Below are 14,632 nucleotides of genomic sequence, written 5' to 3'. Positions count from 1 at the left end.
TTACCGTTACCGTTGCCGTTTCGGCTGTTGCCCTGCTGTTCTGCTGGCGTTCACCACGTTCTGCCGCATCCTGCTGCCGTCCGCCGCCATCCGCCGCTGTCAGGGCAACTCTAGGGCAACGCACACCATGTTTACCACATCAGCTCGTCAGGCGACGCAGCTTGGCCGGCATCGATAGTGCGCTGGCCCCCGTTCGCGCTAAGCTCTACATCCATACGCGCCGGTCGCGTCGTCATTGCAGATTCATTACGCAGCATTCAATCACCATGCGAGAGGATGACCATGAAGGAACTTGAGGACAGGATTCGCCAGGACGGAACGGTGAAGCCCGGCAATGTGCTGAAGGTCGACGCCTTCCTGAACCACCAGTGCGACGTCGAGCTGTTCGACCATATGGGCGCTGAATGGGCCAAGTTGTTCGCCGGCAAGCATATCGACAAGATTCTGACCATAGAGGCCTCCGGCATCGGCATCGCCTGCTGCGCGGCACGGCATTTCGGCAATGTGCCGGTGGTGTTCGCCAAGAAGACGCAGTCCATCAATCTCGACGGCGAGCAGTACGTCACCAAGATCTACTCCTTCACCAAGCAGCGCGAGTTCCCCGTCATCGTCGCCAAGCGCTTTCTCAGCGCCGGCGAGCATGTCCTGCTCATCGATGATTTTCTGGCCAACGGCAAGGCCATGAACGGCCTAATCGAGCTGTGTGGCAAGGCTGGCGTCATCATCGAAGGCATCGGCATCGCCGTCGAGAAGGGCTTCCAGTCCGGCGGCAAGGAGCTGCGCGAAGCAGGCTACGATGTGCAGTCGCTGGCTATCGTCAGCTCGATGGACGGGGAGACCGGCACCATCGAATTCGCCTGATTTCATCCGCAGTTGGGTGAGGCCGCAGCAGCCACGAAGCCGAGAAGAACAATGGAAGAGAAGAAGCAATGACCACGAGTCAACACGACGATCGGACGCCACAGCAGCAACCGAAGCAACCGAAGCAATCGAAGCAATCCCGAGGCGTGAGCATGGAGGCGCTGTCCTCGTTGGACGGCCCCGTTTCCTTCTGGCGCGGCATACCATTCGGCCTGCAGCATGTCATGGCGATGTTCGTCGCCAATCTGGCACCCATATTCCTCGTGACTTCCGCCGCCCATCTGAACGCACAGCAGTCGGCGCTGATCATCCAAAACGGCCTGCTCGTCGCCGGCCTGGGCACCTGCCTGCAGCTTTACCCCCTGTGGCGCATCGGCAGCCGGCTGCCGATGGTGACCGGCATCTCCTTCACCTATGTAGCCGCAGCCACGACAATCGTGTCGCATAAAGGCTATGGCGCGGTCGTCGGCGCAGTGATCATCGGCGGTTTCCTCGAACTGCTGCTTGGTTTGACGGCGCGCTTCTGGCGTCGCTTCGTGCCCCCGGTCGTCTCCGCGATCGTCGTGACCTCGATCGGCTTCTCGCTGCTGTCGGTCGGCGCGTCGTCATTCGGCGGCGGCAACGGTGCCAAGGATTTCGGCAGCTGGCAGAACCTCACGCTGGCCTTGGTGTCGCTGGTCGCGTGCCTCGCCTTCCAGCTGCTTATGAAAGGCACCGCCAAGCAGCTTTCCGTGCTGTTTGGCCTGGTCGTCGGCTATCTGCTCGCCATCGTCATGGGCAAGGTCGATTTCTCCGATTTCTCCCACCTGCAGGTTGTCAGTCTGCCGCATGTGATGCCGTTCGCGCCGACCTTCGACGCCGGCTCGATCATTTCCTTTGCCTTGCTCTATGTCGTCTCCTCGGTCGAAGTGCTCGGCGACACGGCGGCGCTGTCCAAAGTTGGTCTCGGCCGGCTTCCCACCGAGCGCGAGACGGCCGGGGCCATCGCCGGCGACGGATTCATTTCGACCATATCCGGCGCCTTCGGCTGCCTGCCGCTGACGTCGTTCGCGCAGAACATCGGGCTGGTCGCCATGACCAAGGTCGTCAACCGCAAGGTGATTCTCTCAGGCGGGCTCATCCTCGTCCTCGCCAGCTTCGTGCCCGCCATCGCCGGCGTATTCAACTCGCTGCCGCAGGCCGTGCTCGGCGGCTGCACGATCATGATGTTCGGCAATATCGTGCTTTCCGGCTTCCAGATGATCGCCGAAGCCGGGTTCACGCAGCGCAACATCACCATCGCCGCGCTGTCGCTGACCGTCGGCATCGGGTTCACTCAGGTCTCCGGCATCTTCGTGCAGTTCCCTGCGCTCTTCCAGTCCGTCTTTGCCAGCAACTGCATCGCGCTGTCCTTCGTCGTCGCAGTGCTCCTGAACGCGCTGCTGCCCGGCGAGGAGCGCTTCCTCGCCTCTACCGCGTCGAAGTCAGACGCAACAGATACGGAAATGCGCCCGGCAAGTAGCAGGTAATGTCGTTCGTGTTTCCACATACCACGCCCGAGAAGCCCGAGCACAAGGTCGCCATTCCAGTACAACAATCGGCTGCATGAGCATGACGTTCCCGAATGCGAATCGGCGACTTGCGCTGCACTCAGACAACTCTTCAATATGTTAATTTGTAAGAGACTCGGCAATGCTGCCGGCTGACACAACGGAAGCGCAACGGAAAAGAAGGCTCTTGTGAACATTGAAGATTGGTCTGCGGCGATACTCCCTTGGGCGCAAGGCAAGCGCTGGTGGCCCGTCGACCCCAAGCAGCCCGCCGAAGTCGTTGGCGAGGTGCCGCTCCACGATTCAGCGGATTCCCATGTCACCATAGCGCTGCTGAAGATCAGCGAATCAGAACTCATCGTGCAGCTTCCGTTGCTGGCCAGAGCGCAACATCGCGAAACACATGACACCATGCACCATGACAGCCAGAATGACATTCAGGCAATTGGCGCTGTCAACGGTTTCGCGCTGTTCGATGGCACCGCCGAGCCGGAGTTCTGGCGTGCATGGGCGAAGTCCGCCACGCTCATTCCCGCTCGCGACGAAACCGAGCAGCAGACGCGCGAACGGCTTGACCGCGCCACGAGCCTGATTAAGCCGATGGGCGTCGAGCAATCCAACACCTCGGTATTGCTGCTTGGCGATGACCAGCCGCTGATCGCCAAAGTGTTCCGCGTGCTGCATTGCGGAGAGCATCCCGAGGTGCAGCTGCCGTCGGCTCTTGGCGACTGGGAAGGCATTCCACGCCTGAACGCCTACAGCTATCTCGAACATGATGCGCTCGGCGGCTCGGCATGCGCCATTGTCATCGCTGATGCCGTGAACGACGCACAGGACGGCTTCGTTACTCTGCAATCTATGGCGAAGCGCGGCGATGATCCGACTCCTGTTTCGACGCAGATCGGCGCGTTGATTGCGCACATGCACAACCGGCTCGAAGAGGCGTTCGGCAGCAGTGCAGGCCCGTCGAACGAGAATCTGAAACAGCGCCTGAACACGTCATTGTCGGCCGCAGCCGAAATTGACGGAGCGCTGTCCCAGCAGGACGTTTCGGCTATCGAATCGACGATTCGCATACTGACCGATGCGGACGGCAATGCCAATGACAGCTCGCCGGCGAAAGCCATTCGAGTCCATGGCGATCTGCATCTGGGCCAACTGTTGCTGGGCTCCAACGGGGCTTGGAATGTCGTCGACTTCGAAGGAGAGCCGCTGCGGCCCATCGCCGAGCGCAGCAAGCCCGACTCCCCCGCCCGCGACATCGCAGGCATGCTGCGTTCCTTCGACTACGCCGCCGAATCGTCCGGCGCTTTCGACGCCGATTGGCTGGACGCGGCAAGAACCGCGTTCCTGGCAGGATATCGCAGCTGCAGAGCCATATCCGCGGCGGACGCCCGCATGATCACCGCCTACGAATTGGAAAAGGCCTTGTACGAGCTGCAGTACGAAGCGAAGTTCCGGCCCAGCTGGATCGCCATCCCGCTTAACGGCATCCGCAGGCTCGTTCGGAGCTAACGCTTTTGCGCTTCTGCAGCGGCATCGTGGCAGCAATCCCGTCGCATCGCAACAGACGCTACAACCCGTGCTCTTCTCTGCCACGCACGTCGAACGCCTATCACACGACGCTGGAGAGCACGGTGACGCCGGCAGCCATCGCGCCTGGCCTTCTGCGGCGTACCGCGCCGACAGCCAGCCCGATGCACAGCAGCGCGAAGGCGAAAAGCAGCAGCAGTGCGGTCGATGACGCCCAGCCCGCGACATTCGCAGCGTCGCCCAGATACGCGCCGGTGCCCAGAGCTCGGTCGATGGCATCGGCATACCACCAGCCGGGCAGCATCTTGCCTATGGCAATCAAGGTGGCAGGCATCATCGAGGGATCGAACCAGATACCCGAGGTGAAGACGATGATCAAGCCGACTATATTCGCGAAGCCGTTCGCCGACCCCTCGGAAACGCCGAACTGCCCGAGCACGAAGCCGATCGAAATGGCAACGACGATATAGGCCAGCATCGTTCCCGCGCCCATGAGCACAGGACCAGCGCCAATCGCGGCAAGGTCGCCGCCAAGATAGCCAACCGGCCCCAAACACAGCGCCAGATAGTACAACGCAGTTCCGATTCCGACGACAGCGCAGGCGGAAAGCAGCGACACGCTGCTTTCCAAGGGCTTTAGCGGCGAGGCGCTTGCCCGTCGGCGTGTCTCGGGAAGCCCGAATATGCCAACCACCAGCGAGATCACCATAATCATGGAGGCCACAATCGGGTATCCCCCGAATTTCAGCCCGGAGGCGTATACCCGCTTGGCATAGCGCGAAGCCTCGCCTTCGGCTTGCACCACCTTCACCTGCGTGCGTGCCTGCGGCCCTTTGGCAGTGCGTACGACCTGCGCGACGGCTTTCGCCATGTCGGTCACGGCAGCCGGCGCATTGGCTGTGGCAATATCACCGGCAACAACGCCATTTGCGCCGGCAATCTGCGCGAGGTATGCCGTGCGCAATGAGGCGAAGAAGCCCTGCACCCGCATATTGGCCATTGCTCCCACGGCCGAGGTGTAGCTCGTCACGGTGTCAAGCGGTTCAATAGCCTCGCCCTGCGCGGCCTTGTCCGCGAAATTGCGCACGTACCCATTCGGGATGATGAGCACATAGTCCACGCGATTGGTCGTCACCGCATCCTGCAGGCTTTGCGTCGTATCGTCGACATCGATGAGATCGGCGCTGGCGGACAGATATTCACGCAGACCTTGTGCCACTCCTCCCCGGTTGCCGTCACGATCCACCACCGCGACCTGTGCTCGTCTCGGAGCATATGAGGGCGTCCCGTCAGCGGTTCTGGCACCGCCGCCGACAGTCCCGAGCAGCATCGCGACCATCATGACGCTCAATCCCACCAAGTAGATGAGCAGATAGGACTTGTGCCGCCAGACGATGCGCATTGCGGTGTTAAAGGTACTCATAGCGTTGCCTCCTGAGCAGGATGATGGCGATGGCAAGGAAGAACAGCCCCATAGCGGCAAGCATGCCTACCGTGCGCAGGTAGGGCGCGTAGCTGTCGTAGTAGAGGATGTCGTAGAACAGCAGGGAGACCTGCCTCGCCGGGTTGAGGCCGGAAAGCACAGGCGCCTCGCGCTGCACGAAGTCGCCCAGCTTCATGGCCGGCTCCCCGTACAGCCCGGCGAACAGGGCGGCTATGGAGCTGAAGGCGCTGCAGATGCTCAGCTTCTGTCCTAACGGTATGCGCGGAATGGCGCCGAACATGGAGCCAAGCGCCGACGACATGAATGTGGCGACGGCAAGGCCTGCGAATGCCGCAGTTTCGCGCCCTCCCACGCGCACGCCGAACGGGACTCTGATGACGAAGAAAGCGATTGACATGCATGCGAACGCCATAAGCCATGCTGCGAGGAACGCTGAGAGCACAAGCCTGTGCTTGGGCAGCGGGGCGAGCGCCCGGCGGGCTCCGAGCGGCGAAAGATTGGCTTGGGAGCTCGCGATGGATGTGATGGCGAGCGACATCGACATGAGGCATGCCATGCCCAGCAGAGCGTAATAGTACCGCGCTGCAGGGTCCGGCTTGGTGTGGGTCAGCGTCGTCTCGCGCGTGAATGCGTCGTTCGACGCGATACTGGCGATGACTTTGGGGTTGGTAAAAGCCTGTGGGCGGCTTTCGCCAATCGAAGAGCTCAGCGAGCGCGACTCGTTGGCGCGCGTTATCGCATTGTTCAGCACGCTGATCGTCAGCTCGCGGGCGTAATCGCTTGTGTTGGCCGCATTATCCGAAATCGCCAGCGAGAATTCACCTGCGCTGTCGATGCTCAGATAGCCTATAGCCTCGCCGGAGTTCACCAAGTCGATCGCCTGCGCGGTGCTCTCCACATCATGTCTGGCGATAAGCGCGGTGTTCTTCCCGCCGCGGGCCAGAGCGTCGACGAGCGCATCCGCCTGCTCATTCGTGTTCCATGCCGAATCCTGCACCACGGCGACTGACTGAGTCTCGGTGACGTAGGCCTTGTCCAGCGAACTGAACATGCCGTAGAGAAGCCCGGCCAGCAGTATCGGGAAGACCATCACCCAGAAGATGGTGCCGCGCTGTCGCGCCAGCGTTTTGATCTGCACCAGGAATGTCGTCCACATGGCTCCTCCTAATCCCTCAGGCCTTTGCCGGTTATTTCGAGAAAGACGTCGTTGAGTGTCGGAGCCCGTGAGGCGATATGGCCGATGGTGGCATGTTCGCGCTCGAGCAGTCCCAGCACATCGATGAGATTGTGCTCGCCTCTGCCGCAGCGGACCACGAGTTCCTTGCCGTCGTAATGCGCGTCGATGACGGCAGCCAGCTGGCGCACATCGCCCAGCGCCCGTTCGCTAAGATCGAGGGTTCCCACGCTGATTTGCTCGCCGATCGAAATCATGTCTTTGAGCTCCTGCGCGGTTCCCAGCGCGATCTGCCTGCCGTGGTCCATGATGAGAATGCGGTCGCATATCTGCTCGACCTCCTCCATGTAGTGGCTGGTGTAGATCACCGTGGTGCCAGCGGCGTTAAGCCGTTGGATGCCTTCGAGAATCGCATTGCGGCTCTGCGGGTCGACGGCGACGGTCGGCTCGTCGAAGATGATCAGATCGGGCTGGTGCGCGATGCCGCAGGCGATGTTTAGCCGCCGCAGCAACCCTCCGGAGAGTTTGCCTGGGCGGAATCGGCGGAATTCGCGTAGCCCCACGAAGTCCAGCGCCTCTTCGACGAGCGCCTTGCGGCGAGGCTTCTCCTTGACATACAGCGAGCAAAAGTAGTCGATGTTCTGCTCAACGCTCAGTTCGTTGAACACCGCCACATTCTGCGGCACGACGCCAATGCGGCGCTTGAGCGCGTACGAGGTCGGCGTCATCGCATCGCCAAGCACGCGCACCGACCCCGCATCGTAGGTGAGCAGCGCCAGAATGCAGTTGATCGCGGTGGATTTGCCCGACCCATTCGGCCCGAGCAGGCCGAAGATCTCGCCCTCGTGCACGTCAAGATCGAGGTAGTCCAACGCGACCATATCGCCATAGCGCTTGACCAGCCCGTTCACGAGCACCGCCGACGAGGCGGACTCGGCAGCAGTGCCATCCATGAGGTTCACAGTGTTACCCATGACGTTCCTTTCCCGATGATATGTGCCTGATGACTCCATATTCCCCTACGGCACGAGACCGGGCATGATGAGTGTCGTCACGAAACCATCCCATGACGATGACATTTGTCACGACTGTCGTCATGGGCGCATTGCCATGGCTTTTCCATGGCTTTCTTCATGGCTTTTTGCGTGACTCGGCCAGTTGCATCCCTTTCCGCTGCGCCGCTTAAGCTGCTACGCTCAGAGTGTGGAAAGCGGACACAAAACGCATGAGATTGCCTGCAAGGCAGCGCTTGTGGCGGTGTGCCTGCTCGCCGCATTCCTACCGGTCACCAATGACATTCCCGTTTCTCGACTTGTCGGTGCCCTGCTCGCGATTTCCTGCTCCGCATTGGCGCAGTGGCTGCTGCTGGTGCGCCCGTCGCGCTCAGGACTGCCCGCTGCGGTTTTCTCAGCGTTGGCAATCGCCATCCCGCATTTCACCCTATTCATCCCCATCATCGCCTACGATGCGGCGCGTTCGCCTGGCCAGTCCTCCATATCCGTGGCTCGCACGCCCCTGTTCACGCGGCTGTGCAAGGCCCAGCGTTGGCTATGGACTGTGCCGCTGGCCTGCTCGCTGCTGTTCGTTTCCGACATGGATCGGATGCATGCCGTCAGCATGATCGCCCTAGCGATTCTAGGCTTCGCAGCAGGTGCACTGGGGCTGCGCAACGCCATGATGGAGTCCGTGGTCCGAGACGAAAAAGACCGATTCCGCGCCATGCGGCGTCGCTGGCGCATAACCATGGCCGACAGCGAGCAGGAACGCGGCCGATCGGTGCGTGCCGCCACCTTGGATGAACGCACGCGCATAGCCCGCGAAATCCATGACAATGTCGGTCATCTGCTCACGCGTGGCATCATGCAGGCGCAGGCGTCCACGGTCGTGGCCGAAGCCCGGGGCGATGCTGAGTCCGCGCAGCATCTCGCTGCAATCTGCACGACACTTGACGAGGCGATGACGATGATTCGCAAATCAGTCCACGACCTTGATGACCATGGAACCGATTTCGGCAGGCAGCTCGACGAGACCATCCGCTCCTTCGACGAAGTCTCTCCCGGCTTCGCTGTTACCGTGGACAACGGCATCGCACAGGTCCCCGCGCCGGTGGCCCGCTGCCTGATCAGCGTGATTCGCGAGGCCCTGACCAATGTGGTGCGGCACAGCGCAGCCCGCACAGCCACGGTGACGCTGCGGGATTACCCAGCGCTATGGCAGCTGGTGGTATTCGATTCAGGTGAGACCGGACGCGGTGCAGGCGCTTCGGCTGCATCCTCCGCTGACATCGGTGGCATCAGTCGCACCAGCGGTATCGGCGACGCCAGTGACATCGGCACCAGCGGCATCGGCAGCGCCGGCGACCATTCCAGCCTGCAGCCAAGCGGCGACGGCATTTCCGGCAATGCGCGCGGCATGGGGCTGGCCGATATCGAGACGCGGGTGCGCACGCTTGGCGGCACCTCGTTGTGCGGCCATTACGGCACTGGCTGGCGGGTTTTCGTCTCGATTCCCAAGGCGCCGTGGACCAAGCACGAACGTAGCGGCGCAACCGCAGGCATGGGCGATGCAGACAGTAGCGGCCACGCAGGAACTGACAACGATATACAACACGGAGTTGCGAATCGCGCAAGCGCAGCGATCTCCACGCTAGCGGCCCCCACAGCAGTCACAACGCAGTAAGAGCAATACGATAATCACAGCACGCTAATCACGCCAAAGGATGCATCATCATGAAAACAGCCATCGTCGACGACGACCCCATTGTCTGCTCATCGCTGTACACCATCGTAACGGCGAGCGGCACCGCTGAAGTGCTCTGGACCGCCGACAACGGCGATGACGCCGTGCGCCTTTACGAACAGGACCCGGCGAACCGCCCCGATGTGCTGCTGCTCGATATCCAGATGCCCGGCACCGACGGCTTGGAGGCGGCCCGGCGCATTCTGCAGCGGGACAAAGCAGCCCGTATTCTGTTTCTCACGACCTTTGCCGACAAAAGCTACATCGCACAGGCGCTTTCCTTGGGCGCGAAAGGCTATCTCATCAAGCAGGACGTGAAATCGGTGGCCCCGGCGATACTGGCGGTCATGGCCGGTCAGGTTGTGCTGGGCTCGCAAGTGCTGGATACGCTGCAGCTCCCCGGCAACGAAGCGGAATCCGGCCAACAGCGGCTCTCTGATGCGCTCAGCGAGCGGGAACGAGACATCGCCGAGCTGGTTTCGCAGGGTTTGGACAACCGCGATATTGCCCATCAGCTGTTCCTCAGCGAAGGCACGGTGCGCAACCGCATCAGCGGCATCCTCGACAAGCTTGGCATGGCCAACCGCACCCAGCTGGCCGTGGCATGGATTGACGTGCAACGCCGCTGACAGCTTGCCGCGACTAGCGACATCCAGCACAGCGACAGTGCGCCTAGGCGCTCACTCCCACTCAATGGTGGCCGGCGGCTTGGAGGTGCAGTCGAGCGCCACGCGGTTGATGCCGGGGCATTCGTTGGTGATGCGCGTGGAGATCGTGGCCAGCACATCGTACGGGACGCGCGACCAGTCGGCCGTCATCGCATCTTCGGAGCTGACCGGGCGCAGGACGATGGGCGAGCCATAGGTGCGCTCGTCGCCTTGGACGCCGACCGAATGCACATCGGCGAGCAGCACGACCGGGCACTGCCAGATGTCGCGGTCGAGACCGGCCTTGGAAAGCTCTTCGCGAGCGATGGCGTCGGCCTCGCGCAGCAGCTCGAGCCGTTCCTTGGTGATTTCGCCGATGATGCGGATGCCCAAGCCGGGGCCGGGGAACGGCTGGCGCCACACGATCTCATCGGGCAGGCCCAGCTCGGTGCCGATGGCCCGCACCTCGTCCTTGAACAGAGTGCGCAGCGGCTCGATCAATTCGAAGGTGATGTCCTTGGGCAGGCCGCCAACATTATGGTGCGATTTGATGTTCGCCGCGCCGTCGCCGCCGCCGGACTCCACGACGTCCGGATACAGCGTCCCCTGCACGAGGAACTTGACCTCTTTGCCCTGCGCGCCGGCCTCTTCGATGACCTGGGCCTGCGCCTTCTCGAAGGTGCGGATGAACTTCTCGCCGATGATCTTGCGCTTGCGCTCGGGTTCCTTCGCGCCTTTGAGCGCCTCAAGGAAATCGTCGGCGGCATCGACGGCGATGAGCTTGATGCCGGTCGCGGCGACGAAGTCATGCTTGACCTGCTCGACCTCGCCCTTGCGCAGCAGGCCGTGATCCACGAACACGCAGGTGAGCTGCTCGCCGATAGCCTTGTGCACCAGCGCCGCAGCCACTGCGGAATCAACACCGCCGGACAGACCGCAGATAACCTGCGCATCGCCCACCTTGGCGCGGATTTTGGCGACCTGATCCTCGATGATGCCCGAGGCATCCCAGTCGTCGGGAAGGCCCGCGCAGCGATGCAGGAAAGTTTCGATGAGATTCTGCCCCAGCGGCGTGTGCTTGACCTCCGGATGCCACTGCACGCCGTACAGCCCGCGCGAAGCGTCCTGCATCGCGGCTACCGGCGCGCCCTGCGTATGCGCGAGCACCTCGAAGCCCTCCGGTGCGCTTTCGACGGCGACGCCGTGGCTCATCCACGTGCTCTGATCGGCCGGAGAGCCGGCAAGCACGCCATCAGCGCGATCGATGCTCGCCTCGGTTTTGCCGTATTCGCCCTGCGCGGCCTTGTCAACCGTGCCGCCAAGCTCGTGGGCCATGACCTGGAAGCCATAGCAGATGCCGAGCACGGGAACGCCTGCGGAGAATATCTTCGCATCGATGCCCGGTGCCCCCGGCTCATAGACCGAGGCCGGTCCGCCGGAAAGGATGATGGCCTTGGGATCCTTGGCCAGCATCTCGTCGACCGGCATCGAATGGGGCACAAGCTCCGAATACACGCGAGCCTCGCGCACGCGCCGAGCGATAAGCTGCGCGTACTGGGCACCGAAATCAACGACGAGCACAGGACCTGTTGCCATGGAAACTTCCTATCGATACATGAATTGGTCAAGACGGGTTGTATGAACGACCTCATTATATGGGAACGGCTCCATTGTGGCGTTTCGAGACGACAATGCCAATGCGATGAAGCCACGAGGATGCGGCGATGCGGTGCCGTGTGCCCTGCCGCCGACTTAGCACAGGCAACCTAGCACCGGTCGCTCCACGACACGCTGAACATCGCAACAATCTATGCGAACGAAAGCTAACAGAAACGAAACAACACGCCGCCGACCATAACGATGAAGCAATAGCGAAACGAACGCAGGGAAATTCGTGCGAAACGCTCACAACGTTGCTATAAAGCCAATCTATAACTTTCTTTGTTGATTCCCGAGATGCACAAACAATCGATGGCAATAAACAAAAGATGAATTAAAGGAAACAATTTCAAACATACCTGCAAAAAAACGTCCAAAAGTCGCCCACATCACATACGATAGGACTCGATTGGGATTGGAAACCACTGTAATCGCAAGGTTTGGCGGAATCCTTTCCTGAAACAATAACCAATCGCACAGCATTGTGCAGGAGTACAGGAGTACATATGACGAGTCCTGTTATTGGCACCCCTTGGAAGAAGCTTGACGCTCCAGTTTCCGAGGACGCCCTCGAAGGCATCGACAAGTATTGGCGTGCAGCCAATTATCTGTCCATTGGCCAGATTTATCTTCGCAGCAATCCCTTGATGAAGGAGCCCTTCACTCGTGAAGATGTGAAGCACCGCCTGGTGGGTCACTGGGGAACCACCCCGGGTCTGAACTTCCTCATCGGCCACATCAACCGCCTCATCGCTGATCACCAGCAGAACACCGTGATCATCATGGGACCCGGCCACGGCGGCCCTGCAGGAACAGCGCAGTCCTACATCGACGGCACCTATACCGAGTACTTCCCGAATATCACCAAGGATGAGGAAGGTCTGCAGAAGTTCTTCCGCCAGTTCTCCTATCCTGGTGGCATCCCCTCCCACTACGCGCCTGAGACCCCGGGCTCGATCCACGAAGGTGGCGAGCTGGGCTACGCGCTGAGCCACGCCTACGGCGCCGTGATGAACAACCCGAGCCTGTTCGTGCCTGCCATCGTCGGTGATGGCGAGGCCGAGACCGGCCCGCTGGCCACCGGCTGGCAGTCCAACAAGCTCGTCAACCCGCGCACCGACGGCATCGTGCTGCCGATCCTGCACCTCAACGGTTACAAGATTGCCAACCCGACCATCCTCTCGCGCATCTCCGATGAAGAGCTGCACGACTTCTTCCACGGCATGGGCTACGAGCCCTACGAGTTCGTTGCCGGCTTCGACAACGAGGACCATCTCTCGATCCACCGTCGCTTCGCTGATCTGTTCGAGTCCATCTTCGACGAGATCTGCGACATCAAGGCCACGGCGCAGACCGACGATATGACTCGTCCGTTCTACCCGATGATCATTTTCCGCACTCCCAAGGGCTGGACCTGCCCGAAGTTCATCGACGGCAAGAAGACCGAGGGTTCCTGGCGCGCTCACCAGGTTCCGCTGGCTTCGGCCCGCGACACCGAGGAGCACTTCGAGGTTCTCAAGAACTGGCTGAAGACCTACAAGCCGGAAGAGCTCTTCGACGAGAAGGGCGCTCTGAAGGATGACGTCACTGCGTTCATGCCCGAAGGCGAACTGCGCATCGGCGAGAACCCGAACGCCAACGGCGGACGCATCCGCAAGGAACTCGTTCTGCCCAGGCTCGAAGACTACGAAGTCAAGGAAGTCAAGGAGTTCGGCCATGGCTGGGGCCAGCTTGAGGCCACCCGCAAGCTCGGCACCTACACCCGTGACATCATCAAGCTCAACCCGGATTCGTTCCGTATCTTCGGACCGGACGAGACCGCGTCGAACCGTCTGCAGGCCGCTTATGAAGTGACCAACAAGCAGTGGGATGCCGGCTACCTGTCGAGCCAGGTCGATGAGCATATGGCTGTCACCGGCCAGGTCACCGAGCAGCTTTCCGAGCATCAGATGGAAGGCTTCCTCGAGGCTTACCTGCTCACCGGTCGCCACGGCATCTGGAGCTCCTACGAGTCCTTCGTGCACGTGATCGATTCCATGCTCAACCAGCATGCGAAGTGGCTTGAGGCCACCGTGCGCGAGATTCCGTGGCGCAAGCCGATCTCCTCGATGAACCTGCTGGTCTCCTCGCACGTCTGGCGTCAGGACCACAACGGCTTCTCGCATCAGGATCCGGGCGTCACCTCGGTGCTGCTGAACAAGACGTTCAACAACGATCACGTTGTGAACATCTACTTCCCCGTCGATTCCAACATGCTGCTGGCTGTGGGCGAGCGCGTGTACAAGTCGACCAACGCGATCAACGCGATCATCGCCGGCAAGCAGCCAGCCGCAACCTGGCTGTCCCTTGACGAAGCTCGTGCAGAGCTCGAAAAGGGCGCTGCCGAGTGGGATTGGGCTTCGACCGCCAAGAGCAATGACGAAGCGCAAATCGTCCTTGCTTCCGCAGGCGACGTCCCCGCACAGGAGATCATGGCTGCTGCCGACAAGCTCAACGAGTTCGGCATCAAGTACAAGATCGTCAACGTGGTGGATCTGCTCAAGCTGCAGTCCGCCAAGGAGAACAACGAGGCCCTCTCCGACGAGGAGTTCGCCGACCTGTTCACCGCTGACAAGCCTGTGCTGTTCGCTTACCACTCCTATGCGCATGACGTGCGCGGCCTGATCTTCGATCGCCCGAACCACGATAGCTTCAACGTTCACGGCTACAAGGAGCAGGGCTCGACCACCACGCCGTACGACATGGTGCGCGTCAACGACATCGACCGCTATGAGCTCACCGCCGAGGCGCTGCGCATGGTCGACGCCGACAAGTACGCTGCCGACATCGACAAGCTGGAGGCCTTCCGCGACGAAGCCTTCCAGTTCGCCGTCGACAAGGGCTACGATCACCCGGATTACACCGACTGGGTGTGGTCGGGCGTCAAGACCGAGAAGCCGGGCGCGGTTACCGCGACCGCTGCGACTGCGGGCGACAACGAGTAGTCAATGCGAATGACAGCATGACGCTTATTGCAAGCGATTGCTGATTCGTAAGTGGGGCATCA

10 protein-coding genes are annotated in these 14,632 nt (G+C 61.1%); 6 read left to right on the top strand and 4 right to left on the bottom strand.

Going from position 1 to position 14,632, the window contains the following annotated elements:
- Positions 1-282: 282 nt before the first annotated feature.
- The 3 genes from DDF78_RS00925 to DDF78_RS00915 all read left to right on the top strand — a co-directional run bounded on the left by DDF78_RS00925 (position 283) and on the right by DDF78_RS00915 (position 3,905).
- Positions 283-861: a xanthine phosphoribosyltransferase gene (locus tag DDF78_RS00925; RefSeq protein ID WP_152580012.1), complete on the top strand. Its 579-nt coding sequence runs from the start codon at positions 283-285 to the stop codon at positions 859-861.
- A gap of 152 nt (positions 862-1,013) precedes the next feature.
- Positions 1,014-2,369 (top strand): nucleobase:cation symporter-2 family protein, encoded by a 1,356-nt coding sequence (locus tag DDF78_RS00920; RefSeq protein WP_237564506.1) that lies wholly within the window; start codon positions 1,014-1,016, stop codon positions 2,367-2,369.
- Positions 2,370-2,579: 210 nt separating this feature from the next.
- Positions 2,580-3,905 carry a phosphotransferase gene (locus tag DDF78_RS00915; protein WP_152579838.1) on the top strand — a complete coding sequence of 442 codons (1,326 nt, stop codon included), beginning with the start codon at positions 2,580-2,582 and terminating at the stop codon, positions 3,903-3,905.
- A gap of 100 nt (positions 3,906-4,005) precedes the next feature.
- Here DDF78_RS00915 and DDF78_RS00910 read toward each other — a convergent pair whose 3' ends face one another.
- Genes DDF78_RS00910 through DDF78_RS00900 form a run of 3 tightly spaced genes read right to left on the bottom strand, consistent with a single transcriptional unit; the run spans position 4,006 to position 7,515 of the window.
- Positions 4,006-5,346, bottom strand: coding sequence for an ABC transporter permease (locus DDF78_RS00910; RefSeq protein ID WP_152579839.1), 1,341 nt, complete (start codon positions 5,344-5,346; stop codon positions 4,006-4,008).
- Positions 5,333-6,523: an ABC transporter permease gene (locus DDF78_RS00905; protein WP_152579840.1), complete on the bottom strand. Its 1,191-nt coding sequence runs from the start codon at positions 6,521-6,523 to the stop codon at positions 5,333-5,335. Before DDF78_RS00905 ends, DDF78_RS00910 begins: the two co-directional genes overlap by 14 nt.
- 8 nt (positions 6,524-6,531) lie before the next feature.
- Positions 6,532-7,515 carry an ABC transporter ATP-binding protein gene (locus DDF78_RS00900; protein ID WP_152579841.1) on the bottom strand — a complete coding sequence of 328 codons (984 nt, stop codon included), beginning with the start codon at positions 7,513-7,515 and terminating at the stop codon, positions 6,532-6,534.
- A gap of 229 nt (positions 7,516-7,744) precedes the next feature.
- Here DDF78_RS00900 and DDF78_RS00895 point away from each other — a divergent pair, with 229 nt between their 5' ends.
- Together DDF78_RS00895 and DDF78_RS00890 are read left to right on the top strand one after the other, a co-directional pair.
- The gene (locus DDF78_RS00895; protein ID WP_237564495.1) at positions 7,745-9,220 is read left to right on the top strand and encodes a sensor histidine kinase; all 1,476 of its coding nucleotides are present in this window, start codon (positions 7,745-7,747) and stop codon (positions 9,218-9,220) included.
- A 50-nt stretch (positions 9,221-9,270) separates the two neighbouring features.
- The gene (locus tag DDF78_RS00890) at positions 9,271-9,909 is read left to right on the top strand and encodes a response regulator transcription factor (protein ID WP_152579842.1); all 639 of its coding nucleotides are present in this window, start codon (positions 9,271-9,273) and stop codon (positions 9,907-9,909) included.
- 51 nt (positions 9,910-9,960) lie between these two features.
- On the opposite strand, the gene guaA is transcribed toward DDF78_RS00890, so the two are convergent.
- A complete protein-coding gene (gene guaA / locus DDF78_RS00885; protein WP_152579843.1) occupies positions 9,961-11,523 on the bottom strand; it encodes a glutamine-hydrolyzing GMP synthase in 1,563 nt (520 codons plus the stop codon).
- Positions 11,524-12,092: 569 nt separating this feature from the next.
- Between guaA and DDF78_RS00880 the strand changes: the two genes are divergently transcribed.
- The gene (locus DDF78_RS00880; RefSeq protein WP_152579844.1) at positions 12,093-14,570 is read left to right on the top strand and encodes a phosphoketolase; all 2,478 of its coding nucleotides are present in this window, start codon (positions 12,093-12,095) and stop codon (positions 14,568-14,570) included.
- The last annotated feature ends 62 nt before the right edge of the window (positions 14,571-14,632 follow it).

The sequence above is a fragment of the Bifidobacterium tibiigranuli genome (assembly GCF_009371885.1).
GTDB lineage: Bacteria > Actinomycetota > Actinomycetes > Actinomycetales > Bifidobacteriaceae > Bifidobacterium > Bifidobacterium tibiigranuli.
This window is presented reverse-complemented; position numbering and strand designations above follow the sequence as displayed.